Origin of the sequence: Streptomyces sp. NPDC059957, from assembly GCF_042730015.1 — a bacterium.
Taxonomy (GTDB): domain Bacteria; phylum Actinomycetota; class Actinomycetes; order Streptomycetales; family Streptomycetaceae; genus Streptomyces.
Genome location: NZ_JBHWMB010000094.1, coordinates 1 through 26,267 on the forward strand (window position 1 = coordinate 1; position 26,267 = coordinate 26,267).

The window sequence follows — 26,267 nt, forward strand, 5'->3', positions numbered from 1 at the left end:
CGCCTGGGCCGTGGAGTTGGCCAGGGCGGTGTTCTGCGCGTAGTTGTTGCGCAGCACCATCGCGCCGACCTCGTCGGTCATCTCGGCGAGCAGCGTGTTGCGCTGCTTGAGGGTCAGGTCGCCGTCCTTGACCACCGAGTTCAGCAGGATCTTGATGTTCACCTCGTGGTCGGAGGTGTCCACGCCCGCGCTGTTGTCGATGGCGTCGGTGTTGACCTTGCCGCCCTCGCCGCCGGCGCCGCTGCGCGCGAACTCGATGCGGCCGAGCTGGGTCAGGCCCAGGTTGCCGCCCTCGCCGATGACCTTGGCCCACACGTCGGAGCCGTTGACGCGGATGGAGTCGTTGGCCTTGTCGCCGACGTCCGCGTGCGTCTCGGCCGTCGCCTTGACGTACGTACCGATGCCGCCGTTCCACAGCAGGTCCACGGGGGCCTTGAGGATGGCCTGCATCAGGTCGGCCGGGGTCATCTTGGTGACGCCGGCCTCGATGCCGAGGGCCTCACGGACCTGCGCGTTGACCGGGATGGCCTTCGCGCTGCGCGGGTGGATCCCGCCGCCGGCCGACAGCAGGGAGCTGTCGTAGTCCGCCCACGAGGAGCGCGGCAGCTCGAAGAGGCGCCGGCGCTCGGCGTAGGAGGTCGCCGCGTCCGGGTTCGGGTCGATGAAGATGTGCCGGTGGTCGAAGGCCGCGACCAGGCGGATGTGCTCGGAGAGCAGCATGCCGTTGCCGAAGACGTCGCCGGACATGTCGCCGACGCCGACGACCGTGAAGTCCTGCGTCTGGGTGTCGTGCCCGAGCTCGCGGAAGTGCCGCTTGACGGACTCCCAGGCACCGCGGGCGGTGATGCCCATGCCCTTGTGGTCGTAGCCGGCCGAGCCGCCGGAGGCGAAGGCGTCGCCCAGCCAGAACCCGTAGGACTCGGCGACCCCGTTGGCGATGTCGGAGAAGGTCGCGGTGCCCTTGTCGGCGGCGACGACGAGATAGGTGTCGTCCTCGTCGTGGCGGACCACGCCCTTGGGGTGCAGGACCTCGCCGCCGACGAGGTTGTCGGTGATGTCGAGCAGCGCCGAGATGAAGATCTTGTACGAGGCGATGCCCTCGGCCAGCCAGGCGTCGCGGTCCACCGACGGGTCGGGGAGGTTCTTGGCGACGAAGCCGCCCTTGGCGCCGACGGGCACGATGACGGTGTTCTTGACCATCTGCGCCTTGACCAGGCCGAGGATCTCCGTACGGAAGTCCTCGCGGCGGTCGGACCAGCGCAGACCGCCGCGGGCGACCTTGCCGAAGCGCAGGTGGACGCCCTCGACGCGCGGGGAGTACACCCAGATCTCGAAGGCCGGGCGCGGCGCCGGCAGGTCGGGGATGGCCTGCGGGTCGAACTTCATCGACACGTAGGAGTGCTGCTCGCCCGCCCCGTTGAGCTGGAAGAAGTTGGTGCGCAGCGTCGCCTTGATGAGGGTGAGGAAGGACCGCAGGATCCGGTCCTCGTCCAGCGAGGCGACCTGGTCCAGGGCCCCGTCCAGCTCCTCCAGCATCGCGTCGACGAGCTCGGTGCCCGCGGACTGGCGGCCCGGCGACATCCGGGCCTCGAAGAGGGAGACCAGCAGCCGGGTGGTGTGGACGTTGTTGCGGAGGGTGTCCTCCATGTAGTCCTGGCTGAAGGTGGCACCGGCCTGGCGCAGGTACTTGGCGTACGCGCGCAGGACCACGGCCTGTCGCCAGGTCAGTCCGGCGCCCAGCACCAGGGTGTTGAAGTTGTCGTTCTCGGCGTCGCCCTGCCAGACCGCCGAGAAGGCGTCCTGGAACCGCTCGCGGGCGTCGTCGCCGAGGTAGTTGGCGGCCTGGGCGGAGTCCCCGTTGCCGCTCTGGAGCGGCATCCGCAGACCGAAGTCGTAGATCCACGCGTTGCTGCGGTCGGTGCAGCGCAGCTCGTACGGCCGCTCGTCGGTGACCTCGACGCCCAGGCGCTGCAGGACCGGCAGGACCGCGGACAGCGAGACCTGCTCGCCCGTGCGGTAGATCTTGAACCGGCGTTCGCCGGGGCCCGCGCCGACCGGCTCGTACAGCGACAGCGCGAACTCGCGGTCGCTCGCGGACAGCCGCTCCAGGTGGGACAGGTCGGCCACGGCCGAACGCGGCGAGTGGTCGGCCTTGTAGCCCTCGGGGAAGGAGTTCGCGTACTTGCGCAGCAGCTCGGCGGCGCGCTCCTCGCCCAGCTCCGCGACGAGCGCCTCGCCGAAGCCGTCGGCCCAGGAGCGGGCGGCCTCGACCAGGCGGCCCTCGATCCGCTCCACGTCGGCGTCGGTCAGCACGGGCAGCTCGGTGCCCTGCGGGACGCGGACGACGAAGTGGATGCGGGAGAGGATCGACTCGGTGTTCCAGGCGGTGAAGTCGACGCTGATGCCGTCGAGCTCCTCCTGCAGGATCGCGATCAGCCGCAGCCGCACGCCGGTGGTGTAGCGGTCGCGCGGCAGGTAGACCAGCGCGGAGTAGTAGCGCCCGTACTCGTCCTGGCGCAGGTACAGCCGCAGCCGGCGCCGCTCCTGGAGGTACAGGACGGAGGTGGCGATGGCCTGGAGCTGGTCGACCGGGGTCTGGAACAGCTCGTCGCGCGGGTACGTCTCCAGGATCTGGAGCAGGTCGCGGCCGTCGTGGCTGGACGCGGCGAAACCGGCGCCCTCGAGGACCTCGGCGACCTTGCGGCGGACGACCGGGACCCGGCGCACCGATTCGGTGTAGGCGGCGGAGGAGAACAGGCCGAGGAAGCGGCGCTCGCCGACGACGTTGCCCTCGGCGTCGAACTTCTTCACGCCCACGTAGTCGAGGTACGAGGGGCGGTGCACGGTGGAGCGGCTGTTGGCCTTGGTCAGCACCAGCAGGCGGTGCTCGCGGGCCTTGGCGCGGGCGTCGGCCGGCAGCCGGTTGAAGGACGGCGAGACGGGGTGCGCCTCGTCCTGGCCGTGGTGGACCGGGTCGGAGCGCAGGATGCCGAGGCCGGTGCCGGGCACGGCGGCCAGGGCGTCGCCGTCGACGAGGTTGTACTCGCGGTAGCCGAGGAAGGTGAAGTGGTCGTCGGCGAGCCAGCGCAGCAGCTCGCGGGCCTCTTCGAGCTCGTACTCGCGCAGGTCCGGGGCGGTCGGCTCCTCGGGGAGGTCCTGGGCGATGCGCAGCGCCGCGTCGCGCATCTTCTCCCAGTCCTCGACGGACTCGCGGACGTCGGACAGGACGCGCTGCAGATCGGCGGTGATCTGCTTGAGGTCTGCCTTGTCGGTCTCGCGGTCGATCTCGACGTGGATCCAGGACTCGACGAGGGAGTCGTGGGGGCGCTCGGTGCGGGGACCGTGAGCGTCGCAGTCGGGGCCGAGGATCTCGATCAGCTTGCCGGTGACGTCGCGGCGGACGACGACCTGCGGGTGGATCACGACGTGGATGCCGCGCCCGTGGCGGGACAGCTCGTTCGTCACGGAGTCCACGAGGAACGGCATGTCGTCGGTGACCACCTCGACGACGGAGTGGCTGGAGGTCCAGCCGTTCTCCTCCACCGTGGGCGTGTGCACCCGCACGTTCGCCTTGCCCTGCGGACGGTTCGCCGCGAGCCGGTAGTGCGAGAGCGCGCCCCCGAACACGTCGACCGGGTCCCGGTCGAGCAGGTCCTCCGGGGCGGTGTGCAGGTAGTAGCGCTGGAGGTAGGCGAGAGTGGTGTCCCGGTCGGGACGCTCCCCCTGCTCGGACCCAGTCGGAAGTAGCCCCCCGGCCGGGCTGTTCTCAGCTACCCGTGCCGCCCGCGCGAGCAGCTCGGCCTTTGCTTCGTCCAGCTTGGTCTGCATGTCCTCTGGCTCCTGTCGCGCGCCATTGCGTGACGTAGGTGAAGGAAGGAATGGCATAGCACCGCGAGGCGGGGTGTCGGTGTCCGTTCGGGATCGACGCTATGCCGTCGAGAGAACCCACCGGGAGGAAATCGGCCATGATCGGCAGGATGTCCAGGGACCGGGGGCGGGGATCAGCGAAGGCCCGGGCACGGAAGTGCGCCGGGCGCCGGGCGGAGGCTTCAGTGCCTCCGAGAACTATCGCGCTGATCACGGGTACCAGGCTATCTCGCTCCACCCCCGGCTCGTCATGAGCTGTATGTGTACAAAAGAGGGGGGGTAACTTTGACACTCTGGACAGGGTCCGGCCCGGCCGGGCGTGCCAGGCCGGTGCTCGGTCGCTCTCCGCTCATGCGCCGGTCGCTATCCGGCCAGCTCGCGAGCAGTGCGTACGGCCTCCGCCAGGCTGTCCACGACGGGGACACCGGCTGATTCCAGACTGCTGCGGCTGTGCGAACCGCCCGTATAGAGGACGGCCCGCGCGCCCACGTGCGCGGCGGCCAGCGCGTCGTCCACGGCGTCTCCGATGAGCACCGTACGGCCGGCGGTCACTCCCGTCCCGTCCAGGGCCTGCAAGTGACGTACGAGGTGTCCCGCCTTGGTGGTGTGCGAGGGCCCGGTCCGCCCGTCGACGCGCAGGAAGTGTGCGTCGATCCCGTGCGCCCGTACGAGTGGCACGAGCTGCTCGTGGGGCGCGAGCGACAGCAGCGACTGCGTCAGCCCGTCCGCCTGCCAGCCCCGAAGGAGCTCGCGGGCCCCCTCGGCGAGGCCCGACTCCTCGGCGGCCACCCAGTAGTGGCGGTGGAAGGCCTCGTCCATGACCAGCCACTCGGCGTCCGTGGGGAGCCGGCCCATGAGCCGCTCGTAGAACTTCGGCACCGGTACGACGTACAGGTCGCGGTACCGCTCCAGGGTGATCGGCGCGAGGCCGAGCTCCGCGAAGGAGGCGTTGGTGGCGGCTATCACGGCGTCGATGTCGTGGAGCAGCGTGCCGTTCCAGTCCCAGACGATGTGCGGGGCCGCGGGCGCGGGCACCGGTGCTGCCGGGCCCTCGGGCGCGCCGGCCACGGGCGGCGCCGGCACCGCGAGCGCGGGGCCCTCGGGCGTCGGGACCACGAGCGGGGTGCCCTCGGGTGCCGCGCTCACTTCAGCAGCCCCGGAATCTCCTGGACCCCGAACCACAGCAGTTCGTGGTCCTCGGCGCCGTCGACGGTGCCGAGCGCCTCCTCGTCGCCCCCGTCCGCGGCCGGTACGGCCGCCACGGCGGCGCTCACGTCCTCCAGGGCCTCTTCCGCGTCCACGTGCACCGCGGCCGCCACCGAGAGCCGTACGGCCCCGGCGAGGGCCACCTGGCCGAGCGCGGCCTCGTCGGTGCCGGGGGCGGCCGTCGCGGCCTTGTCGTCCACGTCCACGGCCACCACGACCCGCTTGCGCGGCGCGGCCCCGTCCTCGGCGATCATCCGCAGCGAGGCGGCGGCGGCCCTGGTCAGGGCGGCGTACTCCAGCTCTTCGAGGTCGTCCGACACGTACCACTCGCGCAGTCCGGGCGTGACGGCGTACGCCCGCAGCGGAGCCGGGCCCAGCTCACCCGCCTGGTGCGCCTCGGCGAGCCCGGGGAGGGTCAGGGGGACGTACACGCGCATGGCCGGCTGCTTTCGATAGTCGGAAACGCCCCCAGGATACGACCGGCGCCCGTCCCCGCTCGCGCCCTCCTCCACGCCCACCTCGCACGCGTCGGCCCCGAGGGACCTCCACGGCTCCGCCGCGCTGCACCGGCCTCCACCCGGGCCCGGTGGGGCCCGGTGGGGCCAAGGCGTCCGGGAGGACCCGAGGGCCGAGGGCCGGGGAGCCGGAGGCCGGGGAGCCGGGGGCCGGAGGCCGGGGGCCGGGGGCCGGGGAGCGGAGGGGGCCGGAGGCCGGGTTTCCCGGTTCCGGCTCGGAGGCGTGACGTCGGGTCCGGGACGGGCCGCGGACTCCGTCCGTGACGGTCCGCGTCCCCTTTCGGGGTGCCGCGGCGGGGCCGCAGGGCGTCCACCTGGCTCCCCGCGGGATCCGGGCGGGGCCCCTGGGCGGCCGGGGAGCGACCCGGATAGGTGAAGGCGGGCCGGGTCCGGGGCGGCCCCGCGGCGTCGTTGCGGAGCGTGTTCGCAGCCCCGTAGAAGTCCTCTACCAAGTTACCGCCCGGTACCGCTCCGGGCCCGACCCCGGGGGACGACCACGATGCCCACCAGCACACCGCGCACCACGGAAGACACCACCGAAGGCGCCACCTCCTCCACGAGGCGCACGAGCCCCGCCCCCGCCGGAACCGCCGGGAGCCCCCGTACCGCCGGCAGCGCCGGCAGCGCCGGCACGGGCCCCGGCCGCGGCTCCACGAGGCCGGCGAGCACCGGCCCCGGCACCGCGAGGCCGGCGAGCACCGGCCCCGGCACCGCGAGGCCCGGCCGCCGCCACGACCGGCGCCGCCCGCCCACGGGCATCCACCGCGGCCCCCACCACTGGTTCGCCGAACGGCTGCTCGCCGTCCTCAGCGGACGCCGCCCCGTGCACTCCCTGATCGGCCACACGATCGGCCCGGCCTACGACCAGCTGATCACCCTCGCCCCCGCCGACCCCCCGCAGGAGCGCGCGTACGAGACCCGTCGGCTCAGCCCCGTCATCCACGGATGCGGGCGCTTCACCCCCGGTCCGGGGGTCATCGAGGCCTTCGCCCGCATCGCCACGGGCGACCGCCTCACCGCGCTGGCCTTCCGCCTGGAACAGGGCCCCGACCTGCGCTGGCGCTGCGCCGCCGTGGAACTCCAGGGCCCCCGCCCATGACCCCGGGACCAGGCCCGCGCCCACGCCCGCGCCCGCGCCCGCACACACCAACGCCGCCGGGGCCGGACCCCACGCACAGCGTGGTGTCCGGCCCCGGCGGCGATCCCGCGAGCAGCGCGCGGGTTACTTCTTGCGGCGACGCCCGCCCGTGGCCTTCGCGGCCTTACGGCGCTCCGCACGCGTCATCCCGTCCGAGTCGTCACCGGATTCCGATTCGAAATCGCCCTCGACGACCCCGCCCTCACCGTCCACGGTGGGCGCGGAGAAGTGCAGCCGGTCCGGCCGCTGCGGGGCGTCCAGACCCTTCGCCCGGATCTCCGGCTTGGCCAGCGACGGACCGGAGTCCGACACCAGGACCTCCTCGACCTGCTGCTCGACCTGGACCTCCAGGTTGAACAGGTAGCCGACGGACTCCTCCTTGATGCCCTCCTGCATGGCGTTGAACATGTCGAAGCCCTCGCGCTGGTACTCGACCAGCGGGTCCTTCTGGGCCATCGCCCGCAGGCCGATGCCCTCCTGCAGGTAGTCCATCTCGTACAGGTGCTCGCGCCACTTGCGGTCCAGCACCGACAGCACCACGCGCCGCTCCAGCTCGCGCATGATGTCGGAGCCGAGCGTGGCCTCGCGGGCCTCGTACTGCTCGTGGATGTCGTCCTTGACGGACTCCGCGATGAACTCGGCGGTGATGCCGGCGCGGTCGCCCGCGGCGTCCTCCAGCTCCTCCACCGTGACCTTGATCGGGTAGAGCTGCCGGAAGGCGTTCCACAGCCGGTCCAGGTCCCACTCCTCCGCGAACCCCTCGACCGTCTCGGCCGTGATGTACGCGTCGATGGTGTCGTCCATCATGTGACGGATCTGCTCCTGGAGGTCCTCGCCCTCCAGGACGCGGCGGCGCTCCTTGTAGATCACCGTGCGCTGGTTGTTGAGGACCTCGTCGTACTTCAGGACGTTCTTGCGCGTCTCGAAGTTCTGGGTCTCCACCTGCGACTGGGCCGAGGCGATGGCCCGCGTGACCATCTTGTTCTCGATCGGCACGTCGTCCGGCACGTTCGCCATCGACATGACGCGCTCGACCATCTGCGCCTTGAACAGCCGCATCAGGTCGTCGCCGAGCGACAGGTAGAAGCGGGACTCGCCCGGGTCGCCCTGTCGGCCGGAGCGGCCGCGCAGCTGGTTGTCGATGCGGCGGGACTCGTGGCGCTCGGTACCCAGCACGTACAGCCCGCCGAGGTCCTTGACCTCCTCGAACTCCGCCTTCACGGCCGCCTCGGCCCGCGTGAGCGCCTCGGGAAGGGCGTGCGCCCACTCCTCGATGTGCTCCTCCGGGTCCAGGCCGCGCTGGCGCAGCTCGGCCTCGGCCAGGTCGTCCGGGTTGCCGCCGAGCTTGATGTCGGTACCGCGGCCGGCCATGTTCGTGGCGACCGTGACGGCGCCGCGACGGCCCGCCTGGGCGACGATCGTGGCCTCGCGGTCGTGCTGCTTCGCGTTCAGCACCTCGTGCGGGATGCCGCGCTTGGAGAGCTGCTGCGAGAGGTACTCGGACTTCTCGACCGACGTCGTACCGACGAGGATCGGCTGGCCCTTCTCGTGCTTCTCCGCGATGTCGTCGACGACGGCGGCGAACTTCGCGACCTCGGTGCGGTAGATCAGGTCCGCCTGGTCCTTGCGGACCATGTCCCGGTTGGTCGGGATCGGGACGACACCGAGCTTGTAGATCTGGTGGAACTCGGCGGCCTCGGTCATGGCCGTACCGGTCATGCCCGACAGCTTCGAGTACAGGCGGAAGAAGTTCTGGAGGGTGATCGTGGCGAGGGTCTGGTTCTCGTCCTTGATGTCCACCCCTTCCTTCGCCTCGATCGCCTGGTGCATGCCCTCGTTGTAGCGGCGGCCGGCGAGGATGCGGCCGGTGTGCTCGTCGACGATCATGACTTCGCCGTCGATGACGACGTAGTCCTTGTCGTTCTTGAACAGTTCCTTCGCCTTGATGGCGTTGTTCAGGTAACCGACGAGAGGGGTGTTCACCGACTCGTAGAGGTTCTCGATGCCGAGCCAGTCCTCGACCTTCGCGACACCGGACTCGTGGATGCCGACGGTGCGCTTCTTCTCGTCGACCTCGTAGTCGCCGGTCTCCTCGATGCCCTTGAGGGGCTGGCCGGGCTCGCCCTTGGTCAGACGCGTGACCAGCTTCGCGAAGTCCGCGTACCACTTGGTGGCCTGGTCGGCCGGGCCCGAGATGATCAGCGGGGTACGGGCCTCGTCGACGAGGATCGAGTCGACCTCGTCGACCACGGCGAAGTTGTGGCCGCGCTGGACGAGCTCGTCCTGCGACCACGCCATGTTGTCGCGGAGGTAGTCGAAGCCGAACTCGTTGTTCGTGCCGTACGTGATGTCGGCGGCGTACTGCTCACGGCGCTGCGCCGGAGACATGTTCGCCAGGATGCACCCGACCTCCAGGCCGAGGAACTTGTGCACCCGGCCCATCATCTCGGAGTCGCGCTCGGCGAGGTAGTCGTTCACCGTGATCAGGTGGACGCCCTTGCCGGACAGCGCGTTCAGGTACGCGGGGAGCGTGCCGACGAGGGTCTTGCCCTCACCGGTCTTCATCTCGGCCACGTAGCCGAGGTGCAGCGCCGCGCCACCCATCATCTGTACGTCGTAGTGACGCTGACCGAGGACGCGCTTGGCGGCCTCGCGGACCGTCGCGAAGGCCTCGGGCAGCAGGTCGTCCAGGGTCTCGCCGTCCTGGAAGCGCTGCTTGTACTCGTCCGTGAGCGCACGCAAGTCGGCGTCGGAGAGGTTGACGAAGTCCTCTTCGATGGAGTTGACCTGGTCCGCGATGCGGTGCAGTTTTTTGAGGATCTTGCCTTCGCCTGCACGCATGAGCTTGTTGAAGACGGACACCGAGGTTTGTCTCCTTGCCGGTCGGGCCTGGCACTGGTTCGTGCACGGGCACGGAGGGTGGGCCCCACCGCAACGGCCATCGTAAGCGAGGACGCGGTCGCGTCGGGAGGTCCGCACTGCCGCGGGGCTGGACTGCCCGGAAATGAGAACGTGTGAGGGGCACCGAAGGTGCCGGTATGGGCGGACCCTCTTGGGTAAATCCGCTTCGCCACCGCCGTCCTCCCACAGCAGAATCCCCCCATGGAATCGATCACCCTGACCACCGAACGCCTCGTCCTGCGTCCCCTGGACGCCTCGGACACGGACGAGGTGTACGCGGCGCTGCAGGATCCCGTGATCCAACGCTGGATCCCGGTCTCCGTCCCGTACGAGCGCACGCACGCCGAGTCCTTCGTGAACCGGGTCCCGGGCGGGGAGAACGGCTCCGCGTTCAACTTCGGTGTCCGGCTCGGCGCCGACGGCCCGCTGGTCGCCTGCGTCGGGGTGGTCCGGGAGGGCGATCACGCCCACGAGATCGGCTACTGGACCGTCGCCGGGCACCGGGGCCGCGGCTACCTGCCCGAGGCGCTGCCCGCCGTGGTGCGCTGGGCCTTCACCGAGCTCGGCTGCGTACGGATGATCTGGCGCGCCGGGGTCGGCAACGACGCCTCCCGCCGGGTCGCCGAGAAGGTCGGCTTCGTCATCGAAGGCGTAGCGCGCGCCGGCATGGAGCACCGCGGCACCCTGCGGGACTGCTGGACCGGTGCCATGCTCCCCTCCGACCTGGGCCTTCCCTCCGACCTCGCCTACCTTCCCTCGCCTGTCAGTGGCCGGGTCTAGGGTGCGGTCATGACGTCCGCACCCCCGCCGATCATGTCCCTGTCCGCCGACGAGGCCCGCCGCATCGCGCTGCGCGCGCAGGGGTTCCTGGGTGCTCCGGACCGGCGCGGCGGCGTCCGGGGCGTCCTGCGCCACCTGGGCGCCGTCCAGCTCGACACGATCTCCGTACTGGCCCGCTCCCACGAGCTCGTCCCGTACGCACGCCTGGGAGCGGTCGGCCGCTCCACGGTCGAAGCCTCGTACTGGTCGGACCAGCACGCCTTCGAGTACTGGTCGCACGCGGCCTGCATCCTGCCGATGGAGGAGTGGCCGCACTTCGCCTTCCGCCGGCGGGCCAACAAGGCCCGCGGCCACCGCTGGCACGTCCTGGAGGACAAGCACCGCTCGACGAAGACGGTCCTGGACCGCCTCGCGTCCGAAGGCCCCCTCACCTCCACCGAGCTGGGCGGCGCCAAGAACGGCGGCGAATGGTTCGAATGGTCCGAGACGAAGATCGCCGTGGAGTGGCTCCTCGACGTCGGCGAGGTCGTCTGCGCCGAGCGGCGCGGCTGGAAGCGGGTCTACGACCTCCCCGAGCGGGCCGTCCCGGCCGCACTGCTCCACGACGACCTGGACGACCGCGACTGCAAGCGCCGCCTCGTGGCCCTCGCGGGGCAGTCCCTGGGCGTGGGCACCCGCTCCGACATCGCGGACTACCACCGCCTCAAGGGCCCCGACTTCGACGCGGTGGTCGAGGACGCGGGCCTGGTCCCCGTGGAGGTGGAGGGCTGGGGCAAACCGGCCTGGGCGGACCCCTCGGCCCTGTCCCCGCTCCCCCGCGGCCGCCACCGCACGACGCTCCTCTCCCCGTTCGACTCCCTGGTCTGGGAGCGCCCGCGCACGGAGCGGATCTTCGGCTTCACGCACCGCCTGGAGGCCTACGTGCCCAAGCCCAAGCGGATCCACGGCTACTTCGCGATGCCCCTGCTGGCCGGAGGCCGCCTCCAGGGCCGCGTGGACCCGGCCCGCGAGGGCACCACCCTCGTGGCCCGCCAGCTCTCCCTGACCACCCCCAAGGCAGCCCGCCCCATGGCCGAAGCCCTCCGCGAGGCCGCCTCCTGGGTCGGCTGCGACACGATCCGCATCGACCGCGCGAGCTCTCCTGCGGAAGCGGCAGCGGTCGTCGCGGAACTCGCCACCCTCTGAAGCCCCGACTCGCCAAGTCCAGCCCCGCCGGGGCAAATCAGCCTCGCCGGCATTTGAGGCGCGGGGTCCGGAGCGGAAGCCCCAGGGGGTCCGGGGCGCAGCCCCAGCGGGTCCGGGGCACAGCCCGGCACCCCTCCAGCCCGTCCGGCGCTTGAGGACCGGGTCAGGGCAGAGCCCTGGGAACGGCGGAAGGGCGGGTAGGGGACTCCGCCCCGCAGGGCACACCACCCGCACCCGCACCCGGACCGGAAGCCGACCCCGAACCGGAACCGGTCCCTACCGGATCTCGAGGATCTTCTCCCGCATCGCGTACACCACCGCCTCCATCCTGGAGTGCAGCTGCAGCTTCTCCAGAATGTTCCGCACGTGGTTCTTCACGGTGTTCTCCGAGATGAACAACTCCTTCGCGATATCGCGGTTGTTCATCCCGGTGGCCACCAGCTTCAAGACCTCGAGCTCCCGATCCGTCAGCCGCGGCGCCGGCACCAACCGCCGCTCGTCCGTCCGCTGGATCATCGACTTGAACTCCGTCAGCAGCTTCGACGCCATCGACGGGCTGATCTGCGACTGCCCGTCCGCCACCGCCCGGATCGCCGTCGCGACCTCGTCCGTCGAGATCTCCTTCAGCAGGTACCCCGTCGCACCCGCCTTGATCGCGTCGTAGAGGTCCGCCTCCTCGTCGCTGATCGTCAGCATGATGATCTTCGCGGAGGGCGCCACCTCCTTGATCGAGGTACAGGCCTCGATCCCGCCGCGCCGCGGCATCCGCACGTCCATCAGCACGATGTCCGGCAGCAGATCCGCCGCCTTGTCCACGGCCTCCGCCCCGTCACCCGCCTCGCCGACGACCTGGATGTCCTCCTCCTGCGCGAGGACGATCTCCAGCCCGCGCCGGAACAGCGCATGGTCGTCGACCACGAGCACCCGGATCGGCTCTGCCACCCGGTCCTCCTCACGGCAGCCCGCACCGTTGTCATCACGCACCGGCCCGAAGCTGTCCGCCATCGTTCCTCCCCCTGCACCACGTGTGCTGAGCTGCTGGGTCAATCCGACGAGAGCGGCCGCCGGCTGACTGCCCGACATGATTCCATGCCCACGTGACCGAGGGGGGTCCGGCGATTACAGGCCGACCCATACAGGCCACCGTTTCGCAGCTCTCACCTCACGCGAGTGCCCCCGCGCCCGCCTGGGCGAACGCGGGGGCACCACACTGGCACCGCACGGACATCCGGATCCAGTCCGGAATCAGACCGGAATCAGTCCGGAATCAGCGGCTCAGCCTCCGAGCGCCCCACCCGCTCCCGCACCGTTGAACTCACCCGAACTGGAGGCGGCATCGGATGCGTTGAGGTGGATCACGCCGTAGTCGTAACCGTGGCGCCGGTAGACGACGCTCGGCATCTTGGTGTCGGAATCGACGAACAGATAGAAGTCGTGACCGACCAGTTCCATCTCGTACAGGGCCTGGTCGAGCGACATGGGTGCGGCCGAGTGGGTCTTCTCGCGAACGATGAGCGGGCCGTCGCCCTGCACTTCCAGCGATCCGATCCGGGTGGTCGGAATCGCGTCCGCGTCCGCCTTCTCCCCGTTGACCGGCTCGCCGTTGCCGTTCAGGGTCGCGGCGTCCGGCACCACGTCGGCGACCTCGGCCGCCGAGATACGGCCGGCTCCACGGCGGGTGTAGCGCTTGTCGTGCTGCTTGCGCAGCCGGGCCTCCAGCTTGTCCTGAGCGAGGTCGAGCGCCGCGTACGGGTCGGCGGCGGCGGCTTCGGCACGAATCACCGGGCCCCGCGAACGCAGGGTGATCTCCACGCGGTCGGAACGGTCGGCCTGGCGCGGGTTGTGCTCCTTGGACACCTCGACGTCCAAGCTGATCACCTTGGCGTCGAGCTTCTGGATCCGCTCCGGATTCAGCTTCTCGGCCACGTGCTTGCGGAACCGGTCGGGCACCTCGGTCTTACGGCCCTTGACGACGATGTCCACGCAGAACTCCGTTCCCGGATAGCTCCGCCTCAGGGGCGAAGCGTCTCCCTTTCGCACCAGGCCCCGGTGAACACCGGAGCCTCGGACTTGGCGACTTCCACCTCCTCCTCCCCCATCGGCAAGATCCACACCCCACCGACTTCGGAGTCGAGGGACAACCTCTGACACGAAGTTTTCGAAACGTACAGACGATCGAACATGCGCTCCGATGCGTGGGGCCCAAGGTTCGCCAATTCCTTACAACCGAACATATCCCTCTATGCCGGTTGTCGGCACCCGCTACCGGAACGTACCTCCGTTCAGGTGGCCGTTCCCTCTTACTACCTGCAACGATGCGCCTTCCCTTCCAGTTCCAAATCTATTCACAAGTTTTTTGGTCTGTACGAGTAGCGGTGGCACCGGGACGCACGAAGGAGTCCGCCGGCGCGGCCACCACGGCGGCCACCAGAGCCGCCGCCCCGGCCGCCCCGCCCGGCACCCCGATCCCGGCCGCGCGCAACGCCCGCGCCGCCTCCACCAGGGTGGATCCGGTGGTGACGAGGTCGTCCACGAGCACGATCCGGGCCGCCCCCGCCGTCACCCGTCCGGCCCCGGGCCGGGCCTCCAGGGCCCCCGCGAGGTTCTCGCGGCGCTGCGCCGCTCCCAGACCCGCCTGGTCGGCCACCGCCCGCCGCAGCCGCAGTACGGGCGTCACGCGCGCGGGCACGCCCTCCCGCCGCAGCCGGGCCGAGGCGGCCAGCGCGATCCTGCGCGCCGGATCGTGCCCGCGTGCCCGCACCCGGTGCCGCGCGGAGGGCACGGGAACCAGGGTCACCGCCCCGGCCCCCGCACCGCCCGCGCGAACGGCAGCGGCCAGGGCCGCGCCGAGGGCTCCGGCCAGCGGCAGCGCCCCGCGCTCCTTGTGGGCCAGTACGACGGCCCGTACGGCCTCCCGGTACACGGTGGCCGCATACACCGCGGGCAGCCCGCCGGGGCACGGAGACGGCCGTACCGGGCCCGCCGCGGCCCCACTGAGCTCCGACCGGCAGGCTCCGCACAGCATCGCGCGGCCGGCCCCGCAGCCGGCGCACCCGACCGGCAGCACCAGCCCGGCGAGCTCACCGGCCAGCCCCCGCCACCACCACTCCCGCATGACGTCCACCCTGCCGGGCGGGGGCAGCAGTCCACCACCCCTGTGGACAACCACGGAAAGGGCAGGTCACACCGCACGCGGGCCCGACCGACCCGGCCAGCCCGCCCTCAGCCGGACCCTCGGCCCGCCCTCAGTCGGCCCCTCAGCCCGGATAGACCGGAGCCTGCCCGCCGGCCACCACCGTGCGCCACTGCGCCCCCGGCGGCAGCCACACGATGCCGTCCTCCAGCGACTCGGCGACCACGGGCTTCTTCTCGTCCTCGCTCGCGGCCACCGCCACCAGCCCGGTCGCCCCGGGCAGCCCGGCCCCGACCATCGAACCGTCGGCCAGCATGTAGCGGGCCTGAACGACCATGCCGCTCTCCCGGCCCACCACCAGCAGCCGGCCCCGCGGCGCCCAGCTCATCGCCGCCACGTCCGCCAGCTGCGGAGCCGCCGGGCGCAGCTCGCGCACCGAGACCGCGGAGACGTCGCCCTTCGCGTCGGGCCGCTCGATCCGCCCGATGTACAGGTACTTGCGGCTCTCCCGCTGCACGAGCAGCGCGATCCGCACCCCGTCCGGGGAGGCCTTCAGACCCGTGATCCGCCCGCCGGCCAGCCCGGACACCTCGACTCGTTCGGGGTTCCCGGTGCCGCCGGGCAGTCGGTACAGCGCCGGGTTCTGCGGGTCGGGGTCCGCGACCCACAGATCGCCCGCCGCGTCCCAGGTCGGGGTGGCGAGCCCGTTGGGCTTGGCCCCCTTGCCCGTCATCAGCGCCGGCGGCATCGCTCCGGCCGTGGTCAGGTTGACCACGTGCAGCCCGTGCCCGTCCGCGGAGACGACCGCGGCACGCTTCTCGTCGTAGGACACGGCGGCGGAGCCCACCTTGAAGGCCGGGTTCCCGGACAGCGGCCCGGGGGCCGGTGTCGGCGGTTCCTGCTGGTCCTCGCGGTTCGGGTCCAGGTTCAGCCGCTGCAGCCGGTTCTCCGCGTCCACGTAGTACTGGTGGCCGGGCGAGGGCGGCCGGTTGGCCAGCACGGCCGCGGCCGCCTCGGACACCTGGCAGCGCGTGGTGCTGTCGGAGCGCAGGATGTCGACCCGGTCGACCCGGGAACCCGTCAGATCCTTGACCGTGTAGAGGATCTGGGTCGCCATCCGCTCGCACTTCGCCTCGTCGACGTCGTTCGCGTTCTTGTTCAGGGGCACGCGCAGCGTGTTCTGACCGTCGATCGCGAGGGACTTGGTGCCCTCGCGCAGCTGCGTACCGGTCGGGAAGCTCGAAGTGACCACCGGCCCGAGCCACTTGGAAGGGCCGGCGAGCAGCGAGGTGACGGTCTGGGTGGTGGGGTCCATCCGGGAATCCGGGTCGCTGCGCTGACGCACGTAGACGGGGTCGGCGACGAGCGTGGAGCCCGCGAAGTAGTACTTGTTGACCGGCATGTAGATGCGCTGGAAGTCGGATTCGCTCAGGACCAGGCTGCTGGGCGGAGTCGCGATCCGCCACTGGTTGTCCTTCTGCGTGAGCTGGAGGAACTGCTCGTAGCGCCGGTCGCCGGTCTCCGGCTGGTACGCGCTGCGCTCGTCCACCGTGGCCAGCATCTTGCCCGCGATCTTGAACCGGGGGGCCGCCGGGTCCTTCTCGCCCGGTACGGAGAACCGGTCGAGGCCGGCGGAGAGCACGGTGACCGCCGCTCCGGGCTTCCAGTTCTTCGCCGCTTCCTCGGTGAGGTACTTGCGGGCGGTCTGGAGCTGCGGATCGTCGCTGGTCATGGCCTCCAGAAAGCCGTCGACGATCTCCTGCGGGCTGGCCTTGTCGGCCGGCGGCACGCCGAAGACGCGGACCTGGGAGTCGACGCCCTGGGAGGCCTCCACGGGACGGACCTCGCCGTGGTCTGGCATGGAGGCGCAGCCGGCGAGCAGCAGCCCGGCCGCCCCGAAGGCCAAGGCCCGCAGGGCGCGCGGCGTGCGCCGGCGCGGCCGGCCCGGCTCAGCGCCCATGCGATCCACCCGCTCCGCCCGCTCCACCAGTTCCGCCGGTTGCGCCCGCTCCGCCCGCTCCACCGGTTCCGCCGGTTGCGCCCGCTCCACCGCTTCCACCCTCTCGGTCGGTTGCTCCCGCCGTCCCGCCGGACCGCGCGTTCGCCGCACCGCCCCCGGAACCGGTTCCCTGCTCCGCCGGCCCCGGCCGGGTCACGACCCGCGCCCCGTTGCCCGGCAGCGCCGTCGGGTCGGCCGGTACGGGCACCGCACCCGCGACGGGGGACCGCGGCGGCATCGGCGACCGGTCGCCGCGCCCCGCCTGCTGGGCCTGCTGCGCCCGCTGCCCGGCGGCCGCGGAGCCCTCCGCCGCGGCCCTGGCCCGGTTGGCCCGGGAGTCCTCGGGCTCCAGCGGGATCGGCGATCCGCGCAGCGGCTCGTCGGCGGTGCGCGGCAGCGTCAGGCGGAACTGCGAGCCGCCGCCGGGCTCGCCCCACGCCTGGAGCCAGCCTCCATGCAGCCGGGCGTCCTCGACGGCGATGGACAGGCCGAGGCCGGTACCGCCGGTCGTGCGCGCCCGCGCCGGGTCCGCCCGCCAGAAGCGGTTGAAGACGCGGGTGGCCTCGCCGGGCTTGAGCCCGACGCCGTAGTCCCGTACGGCCACGGCCACGGCCCCGCCCGCCGAGGCGAGCCGGACCACCACGTCGCGGCCCTCGCCGTGCTCGACGGCGTTGACGACGAGGTTGCGCAGGACCCGCTCCACGCGCCGGGCGTCGGCCTCGGCTATCACCGGCTGGGTGTCTCCGAGGACGCGGATCCGGGTGTTTTTGTGATCGGCGAGCGGCTTGGCCGCGTCGATGACCCGGTGCACGACGTCCCGCAGGTCGATCGGCTCCGCCTCCAGGGCGGCCGCGCCCGCGTCGAACCGGCTGATCTCCAGCAGGTCGGCGAGGAGGGACTCGAAGCGGTCGAGCTGTCCGGCGAGGAGCTCGGCGGAGCGCGCGGTGATGGGGTCGAAGTCGGCGCGGGCGTCGTGGATGACGTCCGCGGCCATGCGTACCGTCGTGAGCGGGGTGCGCAGCTCGTGGGAGACGTCCGAGACGAAGCGGCGCTGCAGCCGGGAAAGGTCCTCCAGCTGCTGGATCTTGTTCTGGAGGTTCTGGGCCATCTTGTTGAAAGCCTCGCCCAGGCGGGCGATGTCGTCCTCGCCGGTGACCTTCATCCGCTCCTGGAGCCGCCCCGCCGAGAGTCGCTCGGCGATCCCCGCGGCCATCCGGACGGGGGTGACGACCTGGCGCACGACCAGCCAGGCGATCCCGCCGAGGAGGACCACGACGAACAGCCCCGCGGTGGCGATGGTGACCTTGACCAGGTTGAGGGACTCCTCCTCCTGGGTGAGCGGGAAGAGGTAGTACAGGTCGTACGGGTCGCCGTTGATGTCGGTGAGCCGCTTGCCGATGACGAGCGCGGGCTCGGGCAGCTTGTCCCCGGCGTCGGTGTAGCGGATCTGCGAGAAGGTCTTGAAGGCGCCGGTCGCGTGGTTGACGTCGCGGCGCAGCCCCATCGGGACGCTGGCCGTCGGGTCCACGTTTCCGGAGGCACGCGCTCCGCGGACGCCGCCGAGTGCGCCGCGGGCGGACGGCTGCTCCTCGCCGGTTCCGGTGCCGGCGCCCAGCGCCGCCACCTCGAAGGCGCTCTGCCCGCCACTGGCGAGCTGTTTGACCAGGGAGTTCATCCAGGTACTGGCGTCCCGGCCGACCTTGTTGTCGGAGGCGTCGGGCCCGTCCGCCGTATAGGGCGTGTTGGCCTTCTCCTGTGCGACCGCGAACCCGCCCGCGGCCTGGCTCTGCGCGGCCTCCTCCTTGGCGTCGAGGAGGCCCTTGCTGACCTGCGCAATGACCACGAACCCGAGGGCGAGGACCACGGCGAGGGAGATCAGCAGGGTCGCGGCGACCACCCGGAGCTGGATGTTGCGCCGCCACAGCCGGACAGCCGGAAGCAGCGGCCGGCGTACGAGGCGTACGAACAGCCGCAGCACGGGGCCGCCGGGTGCTCCGTCAGGGAGCAGCCCGCCGCCCCGCAGCGCCCCCCAGCGGGAGCGGCCACGGGGCTTGCCGGGTGTCATGTCAGCTCGGTCCGGCCTTGTAGCCGACCCCGCGCACCGTCACGACGATCTCGGGGCGCTCCGGGTCCTTCTCGACCTTGGAGCGCAGTCGCTGGACGTGCACGTTGACCAGGCGGGTGTCGGCCGCGTGGCGGTAGCCCCAGACCTGCTCCAGCAGCACCTCGCGGGTGAAGACCTGCCAGGGCTTGCGGGCGAGCGCGACCAGCAGGTCGAACTCCAGCGGCGTCAGGGCGATCGAGGCGCCTTCCCGCTTGACCGAGTGCCCGGCCACGTCGATGACCAGGTCACCGATGGTCAGCTGCTCGGGCGCGGGCTCCTCCGAACGGCGCAGGCGCGCCCGGATGCGGGCCACCAGCTCCTTCGGCTTGAACGGCTTGACGATGTAGTCGTCGGCCCCGGACTCCAGGCCCACGACCACGTCCACGGTGTCGCTCTTGGCGGTGAGCATGACGATCGGTACGCCCGACTCGGCGCGGATCAGTCTGCACACCTCTATGCCGTCCCTACCGGGCAGCATGAGGTCGAGCAGCACGAGATCCGGCTTCGCCTCCCGGAAGGCAGCCAGTGCCTTGTCACCGTCCGCTACGAACGACGGCTCAAAACCTTCTCCACGCAGCACAATGCCGAGCATCTCGGCCAGCGCGGTGTCGTCGTCGACGACAAGGACGCGTCCCTTCATGGTTGACATCATCCCATTAGCTAATCGTTACCCGGCGGTGAGGTGTCCCACAGCCAAAGGGGCTGGAAATAGTCCCTCGGACCTGCGTGGAGATCAGGGCGCCCAGTGTGCCCCGGATCTGCGCGCCATACGAAGGCGCGAACGGTCCGGGACTCAGGGGGCGGCTGGCCCGTTGGGGACGGCTGGTCCGTTTGAGGTTGTCACATGGCACGATGGCAGCCGGACCAAGCGCCCCGCACCCCCGCAGTGCACGTGAAGGAGCGACGATGAACGACTCTCCGGGCTGGGCTACGCCCGGATCCTCCCCGTCCGACGGTGAGGGCTCCCACGGTACGCAGCCGCCCGCGGGCGGCTCAGGCGACTCCAAGTGGTCCGCCGAGCAGCCGCCCCCCGGCCAGTGGTCGAGCCCGACCCCGGGCCAGACCCCGCCGAACCCGCAGCAGCAGCCGCCCGCGGCTCCGCAGCCGGGCACGGGCTGGGGTTCGTACGGCGGCGGCTACCCGCCCCCGGCCGGCGGCCCGGGCGGCTGGGGCGCCCACACCCAGGCCGTGAAGCCCGGCGTGATCCCGCTGCGGCCGCTCGGCATGGGCGAGATCCTCGACGGGGCCGTCACCACCATGCGCAAGCACTGGCGCGCGGTACTGCCGATCACCCTGGTCGTGGCCGTCGTCGTGCAGTTCGCCAGCGTGCTCCTGCAGAAGTACGCGTTCAGCGACCTCGTACTGGACCAGTCGAGCGACGCCTCCTTCGTGGGCCTGACGGCGGCGAACGCGTTCATCCAGCTCATCGGGGCCATCGTGGCCACCGCGATGCTCACCATGATCTTCAGCCGCGCGGTGCTCGGTCAGGGCTCCTCGATCGGCGCCGCCTGGCGCGAGGCCCGCCCGCAGCTCGCCCGGCTGTTCGGCCTGACCCTCCTCATGGGGCTCGGCGCCGCCCTCGTCTTCACCGTTCTGGTCCTGCCCGGCGCCCTCGCCGGACAGGACGGCCTCGCCTTCCTCGGCGGTTTCATCGCCTTGGGCCTGATCCTCTGGCTGTGGATCCGCTTCTCCCTGGCCTCGCCCGCGCTGATGCTGGAGAAGGCGACGGTGCGCAAGTCCCTCGTCCGCTCCTCGAAGCTGGTCAACGGCTCTTGGTGGCGGATCTTCGGCATCACCCTCCTGACGAACATCATCACCGGCTTCGTCTCGGCCCTGATCGTCCTCCCCCTCACCCTCGTGGGCGGGCTGGTGTTCGGCGGCGGCCTCGAAGGCATGGCCGACGGCACGGGCGCCACGAGCTGGGGCTACCTGATCATGGCGGCCATCGGCGGGGTCATCGCACTGGCGATCACCATGCCGATCCAGGCGGGCGTCACCGTCCTGCTCTACATCGACCAGCGCATCCGCCGCGAGGCCCTGGACCTGGAGCTCGCACGGGCGGCGGGCATCGAGAACTACGGCGCCACCGCGCCGCCGACCGGAGGCTGACGCGGGAATGAGGAGCACGGGGGGCCTGCTCACCCACACAGCACCACCCACACCACCCATCACCATCGGCCGTGAGGCCGCCCGCGAGGCGGCCCGCGTCGAGCTGTCCAAGCCCGCGTACCACCAGAACGACCCGGGCCTGCTCCAGAGGGCCATGAACCGCTTCTGGGAGTGGGTCGGGGACCTCTTCGACCGTGCCTCCGGCGCGACCCCGGGCGGAGCCCTGGGCCTGCTGGCCATCGCCGTCTTCGCCCTCCTCCTCGCCGCCGCCCTGTGGTGGCGCCTGGGCGCCCCGAGCCGCGCCGCCGCCCGCGCCCCGGGCACCCTGTTCGACGACGGCATCCGCAGCGCCGCGGACCACCGCACGGCCGCCGAGGCACTGGCCGGCGAGGGCCGCTGGAGCGAAGCCGTCCAGGAGCGCATGCGCGCCGTCGTCCGCTCCCTGGAGGAGCGCACCCTCCTCGACCCCCGCCCGGGCCGCACCGCGGACGAGGCGGCGGCCGAAGCCGCCCGCTCCCTCCCGTCCCACGCGGCGTCCCTCCGCACGGCCGCCCGCACGTTCGACGACGTCACCTACGGCGCCCACCCGGCCACCCCCGAGATGTACGCCGCCCTCACCACCCTGGACCAGGCCCTGTCCCGCACGAAGCCCCTCCTGACAGGCCCCACCTCATGACCCACACCCCCGACCCGGGCACGTCCCCCAACCCAGGCGACGCCTCCCCGGACACACCCCGTGCCACGGGAGACACAGCCCCTCCCCCGGACGCACCCCCCGGTGCTCAGCTCCCCACCCCGGACGCACCCCCCGGGCCGGACGGTCCAGCCCCGGCCACGCCCCGCCCCACCGCAGACGCGGCCCCCGGACCGGGCCACCGCGGCGAGGGCGCGGCCTCCCTGCCCCCTGTCCACCCCGCAGCGACCCCGCCGGGTACGACTCCCGGCACGCCGGGCGCACCCGGGGCCACGCCCGGCCCCGCCAAGGCAACAGCACCCACCGGAGCCCGCACCACGGCACCGGGCGGGCCCGCCACCCCGCCCCGTACGACCGCCGGAGGCGCATCGCCCCGGGACCTCTGGACCCGCGCCCGCGGGTTCCTCCTCGCGCTCGCGGTGCTCCTCGCCGCCGGGCTGGGCATGGCCGCCCTGAACTCCGGTGCCCGGCACGGCTACCTGGACCCCCGCTCCGCCGACCCCTTCGGCAGCCAGGCCGTGGCCGAGCTGCTCAGGGACCACGGTGTCACCACACGGGTCGTCACCACCGCCGAGCAGGCCGCCGACGCCGCCGGCCCCGACACGACCCTGCTGGTCACGGACCCCGACCGGCTCGGGGAGACCCAGCTCCGCGCCATCCGTTCCGCGATCGACCTCTCCGGCGGCCGGACCGTCCTGCTCGCGCCGAGCGCCCTCAGCCTCCCCGCCCTGGCACCCGGCACCCGCACCCACGACGACTCCCCCGCCCCGGACACGAACCTCGACCCGGGCAGCACCTGCACCCTCCCCGCCGCCACCACCGCGGGCCGCGCCGCGACGGGCGGCGGCCTGAGCTACACCACCGGCACCCCCGGAGCCACCAGCTGCTACCCCGGCGCCGGCCACCCCACCCTCCTCGTCCTGCCCACCGGCGTCCGCGGCGGCGACACCGTCCTCCTCGGCTCCGAGGGCATCCTCCTCAACAAGACCCTCGCCAAGGAGGGCAACGCCTCCCTCGCGCTCCAACTCCTCGGCTCCCGCCCGACCCTCGTCTGGTACCTGCCGTCCCTCGCCGACGGCAACCCCGACAACGCCGAAGGCACCGGCGAGGAGCAGAGCTTCCTCGACCTGATCCCCGCCGGCTGGAGCTGGGCCCTGCTCCAGCTCTTCCTCGCAGCCGCCGTCGCCGCACTCTGGCGCGCCCGCCGCCTCGGCCCGCTCGTCACCGAACGCCTGCCCGTCCTCGTCCGCGCCTCCGAGGCCACCGAGGGCCGCGCCCGCCTGTACCGCAAGGCCGGCGCCCGCGACCGCGCCGCCACCGTGCTGCGCGCCGCCGCCCGCGAACGCCTGGCCGCACTGGTCGGCGTCCCGGCCGCCCAGGCCCACGACCCCGCCTCCCTGGTCCCCGCGGTCGCGGCCCGCCTCCCGGCCGGGCCCCCGCACGACCCGGACACCCTGCTCTTCGGCACCACCCCCACCACCGACGCGGCGCTCATCGCGCTCGCCGACCACCTCGACGCCCTCGAAAGGGAGGTCCGCACCTCATGACGGCCACCACGGACAGCGCCCGCTCCGCCCTGGAGGCGCTCCGCACCGAGATCGGAAAGGCCGTGGTCGGCCAGGACTCCGCCGTCACCGGTCTCGTCGTCGCCCTCCTCTGCCGCGGCCACGTCCTCCTCGAAGGCGTCCCCGGCGTCGCGAAGACCCTCCTCGTACGGGCCCTCGCCGCCTCCCTCGAACTCGACACCAAGCGCGTCCAGTTCACCCCCGACCTGATGCCGAGCGACGTCACCGGCTCCCTCGTCTACGACGCCCGCACCGCGGAGTTCTCGTTCCAGAACGGCCCGGTCTTCACCAACCTCCTCCTCGCCGACGAGATCAACCGCACGCCCCCCAAGACCCAGTCCTCCCTCCTCGAGGCGATGGAGGAACGCCAGGTCACCGTCGACGGAACCCCCCGCAAGCTCCCGGAGCCCTTCCTCGTCGCCGCGACCATGAACCCGGTCGAGTACGAGGGCACGTACCCCCTCCCCGAGGCCCAGCTCGACCGCTTCCTCCTGAAGCTCACCGTGCCCCTCCCCTCCCGCGAGGACGAGATCGGCGTACTGACCCGCCACGCGGCCGGCTTCAACCCCCGCGACCTGCACGCCGCCGGCATCCGCCCGGTCGCCGGCCCCGCCGAACTGGACGCCGCCCGCAAGGCCGTCGAGGCCACCAGCGTCTCCCCGGAGATCACCGCGTACGTCGTCGACATCTGCCGCGCCACCCGCGAGTCCCCCTCCCTCACCCTCGGCGTCTCCCCGCGCGGAGCCACCGCACTGCTGGCCACGGCCCGCGCCTGGGCCTGGCTCGTGGGCCGCGACTACGTCACCCCCGACGACGTGAAGGCCCTCGCCCTGCCGACGCTGCGCCACCGCGTCCAACTGCGCCCCGAGGCCGAGATGGAGGGCGTCACGGCCGACGCGGTCATCACCGCGATCCTCACCCACGTCCCCGTCCCGCGCTGATGGCCTTCACCGGACGCGCCGCCCTGCTCTCGGCCCTCGGCAGCATCCCCGTCGGCATCCTCGGACCGAGCTGGGCGGGGATGCTGGCGGTCAACGCCCCCATCGCCCTGGCCTGCGCGGTCGACTACGCCCTCGCGGCCCCGGTCCGCACGCTCCAACTGGCCCGCTCCGGCGACACCTCCGTCCGCCTCGGCGAATCCGCGGACGTCCACCTGACGATCACGAACCCTTCCCCCCGCACCCTCCGCGCCCGCATCCGCGACGCCTGGCCCCCGAGCAGCTGGGTCCCTGGAACGGAAGTCGCCGACTCCCGGCACGCGTTGACGGTTCCTCCGGGCGAACGCCGCCGCCTGACCACCCGCCTGCGGCCCACCCGCCGCGGCGACCGCCAGGCCGCCCGCGTCACGATCCGCTCGTACGGCCCGCTCGGCCTCCTGGCCCGCCAGGGTCATCACACGGTGCCCTGGACGGTCCGCGTCCTCCCCCCGTTCGCCAGCCGCAAACACCTCCCCTCCCGCCTCGCGCGCCTCCGCGAACTCGACGGCCGAACCAGCGTCCTGACGCGCGGTGAGGGCACGGAGTTCGACAGCCTGCGGGACTACGTACCCGGCGACGACACCCGTTCCATCGACTGGCGGGCCACCGCCCGCCAGAACAAGGTCGCCGTCCGCACCTGGCGCCCGGAACGCGACCGCCACATCCTGATCTGCCTCGACACCGGCCGCACCGCTGCCGGCCGCGTCGGCGACGCACCGCGCCTGGACTCGGCGATGGACGCGGCCCTGCTCCTCACCGCCCTGGCCACCCGCGCGGGCGACCGCGTGGACCTCCTGGCCCACGACCGCCGCCTCCGCGCCCAGGTCCAGGCCCGCAGCGCCGCCGACACCCTCCCCGCCTTCGTGAACGCGATGGCCACCCTCGAACCAGAACTGGTCGAAACCGACTCCCGCACCCTGGTGTCCACCATCCTGCGCAGCGCCCCGCGCCGCTCCCTGGTGGTCCTCCTGACGAGCCTGGACGCCGCCCCCGTCGAAGAGGGCCTGCTCCCGCTCCTCCCCCGCCTCACCCAGCGCCACACGGTCCTGCTGGCCTCGGTCTCCGACCCCCACGTGGCGGAGATGACGAAGTCCCGCGGCACCGTGGAAGCCGTCTACGAAGCCGCGGCAGGCACCCAGTCCCAGTCCGCCCGCCGCCGCACGGCCGAACAGCTCACCCGCCACGGCGTCCACGTGGTCGACGCCACCCCCGACACCCTGGCCCCGGCCCTGGCCGACGCCTACCTGGCCCTCAAGGCTGCCGGCCGCCTCTGACCACCCGGCCGTCCCGCCACGGGGACGTGCCGTCCTGATCTGGATACGCTGGGCGCGGCACCCACCAGGAGGACACCATGGCCGACCTCACCCCGGAGCAGATGCGCCGCTTGCACGACTTCGCGGAGCAACTCTCGGAGCTGGCCGAGCACCAGGAAGACCAGTGGAAGGTGCAGACCACCGACGGTCAGATCTCCCTCACGATGATGAGCCCCACGGCTCCCCACGGGCTGAACGTCGTGCGGCTACGACGCCAGATCGAGGCCCAGACACCCGAAGTCATGGCTCTGAACGACACGAACATGGGCGATCCGGTGACAGGCCTGACCAAGGTCCCCGACCTCATGGTCATCTCCGAGGAAGACACCGACGACACGGCGAAGGTCATCAACTCCCGTGATGTCCTGATGGTGGTGGAGGTCGTCTCACGTACGAACTCCCTCACCGACATCCGCGACAAGCTCCACGACTATCCGAAGATGGGAGTCCCTCTCTACGTCGTGGTGGACCCCCGCAAGGACAAGAGGACCGCCACAGTGCACAGTGATGCCTCGGAAGGTCCCGACGGCATCCGCTACCGCAAGACGGTCCCCTACTCCTTCGGGGACACCGTCACGGCAGGCCGCTGGACGCTCGACACGAGCAGCCTCAAAAGCTACCCCGCCGACTGGTAGCAGGCGGACCCCACCTGAACCTGCATGTACCGGGTACGGAAAAGGTCCGTGAACGCAGAAAAGCCCCGCACCGAACCCCATAAGAGGTTGGTGCGGGGCTTTCCCACAATGATTGTTCGGCGGCGTCCTACTCTCCCACAGGGTCC

At 71.9% G+C, this 26,267-nt stretch carries 19 protein-coding genes; 9 read left to right on the forward strand and 10 right to left on the reverse strand.

Features of this window, described 5'->3' with window-relative positions; all coding sequences use genetic code 11:
- The 3 genes from ACFWBW_RS37065 to ACFWBW_RS37075 form a co-directional block, all read right to left on the reverse strand.
- Window positions 1–3,828 (reverse strand): NAD-glutamate dehydrogenase (locus ACFWBW_RS37065; RefSeq protein ID WP_385382681.1); only part of this gene is annotated, 3,828 nt, incomplete at its 3' end.
- A gap of 402 nt (window positions 3,829–4,230) precedes the next feature.
- Window positions 4,231–4,902 carry an HAD family hydrolase gene (locus tag ACFWBW_RS37070; RefSeq protein WP_385382730.1) on the reverse strand — a complete coding sequence of 224 codons (672 nt, stop codon included), beginning with the start codon at window positions 4,900–4,902 and terminating at the stop codon, window positions 4,231–4,233.
- 107 nt (window positions 4,903–5,009) lie between these two features.
- Window positions 5,010–5,510 carry a DUF6912 family protein gene (locus ACFWBW_RS37075; RefSeq protein ID WP_385382684.1) on the reverse strand — a complete coding sequence of 167 codons (501 nt, stop codon included), beginning with the start codon at window positions 5,508–5,510 and terminating at the stop codon, window positions 5,010–5,012.
- A gap of 577 nt (window positions 5,511–6,087) precedes the next feature.
- On the opposite strand from ACFWBW_RS37075, the gene ACFWBW_RS37080 reads away from it, so the two are divergent.
- Window positions 6,088–6,687: an Rv3235 family protein gene (locus ACFWBW_RS37080; RefSeq protein WP_385382687.1), complete on the forward strand. Its 600-nt coding sequence runs from the start codon at window positions 6,088–6,090 to the stop codon at window positions 6,685–6,687.
- Window positions 6,688–6,810: 123 nt separating this feature from the next.
- Here ACFWBW_RS37080 and secA read toward each other — a convergent pair whose 3' ends face one another.
- Window positions 6,811–9,588 carry a preprotein translocase subunit SecA gene (gene secA / locus ACFWBW_RS37085; protein WP_385382690.1) on the reverse strand — a complete coding sequence of 926 codons (2,778 nt, stop codon included), beginning with the start codon at window positions 9,586–9,588 and terminating at the stop codon, window positions 6,811–6,813.
- 240 nt (window positions 9,589–9,828) lie between these two features.
- On the opposite strand from secA, the gene ACFWBW_RS37090 reads away from it, so the two are divergent.
- Both ACFWBW_RS37090 and ACFWBW_RS37095 read left to right on the forward strand, forming a co-directional pair.
- Entirely contained in the window at window positions 9,829–10,407 is a 579-nt protein-coding gene (locus ACFWBW_RS37090) for a GNAT family N-acetyltransferase (protein WP_385382693.1), read from the forward strand.
- Between the two features lie 9 nt (window positions 10,408–10,416).
- On the forward strand, window positions 10,417–11,592 hold the full coding sequence (locus ACFWBW_RS37095; protein ID WP_385382696.1) for a winged helix-turn-helix domain-containing protein: 1,176 nt from the start codon (window positions 10,417–10,419) through the stop codon (window positions 11,590–11,592).
- 276 nt (window positions 11,593–11,868) lie between these two features.
- Here the strand turns inward: ACFWBW_RS37095 and ACFWBW_RS37100 are convergent, their stop codons facing one another.
- From ACFWBW_RS37100 to mtrA, 6 genes are all read right to left on the reverse strand, one after another.
- On the reverse strand, window positions 11,869–12,597 hold the full coding sequence (locus ACFWBW_RS37100) for a response regulator transcription factor (protein ID WP_250751046.1): 729 nt from the start codon (window positions 12,595–12,597) through the stop codon (window positions 11,869–11,871).
- 270 nt (window positions 12,598–12,867) lie between these two features.
- Entirely contained in the window at window positions 12,868–13,575 is a 708-nt protein-coding gene (hpf, locus tag ACFWBW_RS37105) for a ribosome hibernation-promoting factor, HPF/YfiA family (RefSeq protein WP_385382700.1), read from the reverse strand.
- A 358-nt stretch (window positions 13,576–13,933) separates the two neighbouring features.
- Window positions 13,934–14,707 (reverse strand): ComF family protein, encoded by a 774-nt coding sequence (locus tag ACFWBW_RS37110; RefSeq protein ID WP_385382703.1) that lies wholly within the window; start codon window positions 14,705–14,707, stop codon window positions 13,934–13,936.
- A 142-nt stretch (window positions 14,708–14,849) separates the two neighbouring features.
- Window positions 14,850–16,685, reverse strand: a complete 1,836-nt coding sequence (locus ACFWBW_RS37115; RefSeq protein ID WP_385382706.1) for an LpqB family beta-propeller domain-containing protein — start codon at window positions 16,683–16,685, stop codon at window positions 14,850–14,852.
- On the reverse strand, window positions 16,675–18,789 hold the full coding sequence (gene mtrB, locus ACFWBW_RS37120; RefSeq protein ID WP_385382708.1) for an MtrAB system histidine kinase MtrB: 2,115 nt from the start codon (window positions 18,787–18,789) through the stop codon (window positions 16,675–16,677). Before mtrB ends, ACFWBW_RS37115 begins: the two co-directional genes overlap by 11 nt.
- A 1-nt stretch (window position 18,790) precedes the next feature.
- Window positions 18,791–19,480 carry a two-component system response regulator MtrA gene (mtrA, locus tag ACFWBW_RS37125; protein ID WP_274552971.1) on the reverse strand — a complete coding sequence of 230 codons (690 nt, stop codon included), beginning with the start codon at window positions 19,478–19,480 and terminating at the stop codon, window positions 18,791–18,793.
- Between the two features lie 254 nt (window positions 19,481–19,734).
- Between mtrA and ACFWBW_RS37130 the strand changes: the two genes are divergently transcribed.
- From ACFWBW_RS37130 to ACFWBW_RS37155, 6 genes are all read left to right on the forward strand, one after another.
- Window positions 19,735–20,937, forward strand: a complete 1,203-nt coding sequence (locus tag ACFWBW_RS37130; protein ID WP_385382712.1) for a hypothetical protein — start codon at window positions 19,735–19,737, stop codon at window positions 20,935–20,937.
- 7 nt (window positions 20,938–20,944) lie between these two features.
- Window positions 20,945–21,613, forward strand: a complete 669-nt coding sequence (locus ACFWBW_RS37135) for a DUF4129 domain-containing protein (protein WP_385382715.1) — start codon at window positions 20,945–20,947, stop codon at window positions 21,611–21,613.
- Complete coding sequence (locus ACFWBW_RS37140) at window positions 21,610–23,178, forward strand: DUF4350 domain-containing protein (RefSeq protein ID WP_385382718.1); 1,569 nt, start codon at window positions 21,610–21,612, stop codon at window positions 23,176–23,178. Before ACFWBW_RS37135 ends, ACFWBW_RS37140 begins: the two co-directional genes overlap by 4 nt.
- Window positions 23,175–24,137 carry an AAA family ATPase gene (locus ACFWBW_RS37145; RefSeq protein WP_385382721.1) on the forward strand — a complete coding sequence of 321 codons (963 nt, stop codon included), beginning with the start codon at window positions 23,175–23,177 and terminating at the stop codon, window positions 24,135–24,137. The genes ACFWBW_RS37140 and ACFWBW_RS37145 overlap by 4 nt, the downstream gene beginning before the upstream one ends.
- Complete coding sequence (locus ACFWBW_RS37150) at window positions 24,137–25,447, forward strand: DUF58 domain-containing protein (protein ID WP_385382724.1); 1,311 nt, start codon at window positions 24,137–24,139, stop codon at window positions 25,445–25,447. Before ACFWBW_RS37145 ends, ACFWBW_RS37150 begins: the two co-directional genes overlap by 1 nt.
- A 77-nt stretch (window positions 25,448–25,524) precedes the next feature.
- On the forward strand, window positions 25,525–26,121 hold the full coding sequence (locus tag ACFWBW_RS37155; protein ID WP_385382727.1) for a Uma2 family endonuclease: 597 nt from the start codon (window positions 25,525–25,527) through the stop codon (window positions 26,119–26,121).
- The last annotated feature ends 146 nt before the right edge of the window (window positions 26,122–26,267 follow it).

What these genes read in the sequence shown, in the direction of transcription:
- ACFWBW_RS37075 (WP_385382684.1), bottom strand. Translation starts at nt 5,510, where the DNA reads ATGCGCGTGTACGTCCCCCTGACCCTCCCCGGGCTCGCCGAGGCGCAC.
- ACFWBW_RS37080 (WP_385382687.1), top strand. Translation starts at nt 6,088, where the DNA reads ATGCCCACCAGCACACCGCGCACCACGGAAGACACCACCGAAGGCGCC.
- ACFWBW_RS37090 (WP_385382693.1), top strand. Translation starts at nt 9,829, where the DNA reads ATGGAATCGATCACCCTGACCACCGAACGCCTCGTCCTGCGTCCCCTG.
- ACFWBW_RS37095 (WP_385382696.1), top strand. Translation starts at nt 10,417, where the DNA reads ATGACGTCCGCACCCCCGCCGATCATGTCCCTGTCCGCCGACGAGGCC.
- ACFWBW_RS37100 (WP_250751046.1), bottom strand. Translation starts at nt 12,597, where the DNA reads ATGGCGGACAGCTTCGGGCCGGTGCGTGATGACAACGGTGCGGGCTGC.
- ACFWBW_RS37110 (WP_385382703.1), bottom strand. Translation starts at nt 14,707, where the DNA reads ATGCGGGAGTGGTGGTGGCGGGGGCTGGCCGGTGAGCTCGCCGGGCTG.
- ACFWBW_RS37115 (WP_385382706.1), bottom strand. Translation starts at nt 16,685, where the DNA reads ATGGGCGCTGAGCCGGGCCGGCCGCGCCGGCGCACGCCGCGCGCCCTG.
- mtrB (WP_385382708.1), bottom strand. Translation starts at nt 18,789, where the DNA reads ATGACACCCGGCAAGCCCCGTGGCCGCTCCCGCTGGGGGGCGCTGCGG.
- mtrA (WP_274552971.1), bottom strand. Translation starts at nt 19,480, where the DNA reads ATGATGTCAACCATGAAGGGACGCGTCCTTGTCGTCGACGACGACACC.
- ACFWBW_RS37130 (WP_385382712.1), top strand. Translation starts at nt 19,735, where the DNA reads ATGAACGACTCTCCGGGCTGGGCTACGCCCGGATCCTCCCCGTCCGAC.
- ACFWBW_RS37135 (WP_385382715.1), top strand. Translation starts at nt 20,945, where the DNA reads ATGAGGAGCACGGGGGGCCTGCTCACCCACACAGCACCACCCACACCA.
- ACFWBW_RS37140 (WP_385382718.1), top strand. Translation starts at nt 21,610, where the DNA reads ATGACCCACACCCCCGACCCGGGCACGTCCCCCAACCCAGGCGACGCC.
- ACFWBW_RS37145 (WP_385382721.1), top strand. Translation starts at nt 23,175, where the DNA reads ATGACGGCCACCACGGACAGCGCCCGCTCCGCCCTGGAGGCGCTCCGC.
- ACFWBW_RS37150 (WP_385382724.1), top strand. Translation starts at nt 24,137, where the DNA reads ATGGCCTTCACCGGACGCGCCGCCCTGCTCTCGGCCCTCGGCAGCATC.
- ACFWBW_RS37155 (WP_385382727.1), top strand. Translation starts at nt 25,525, where the DNA reads ATGGCCGACCTCACCCCGGAGCAGATGCGCCGCTTGCACGACTTCGCG.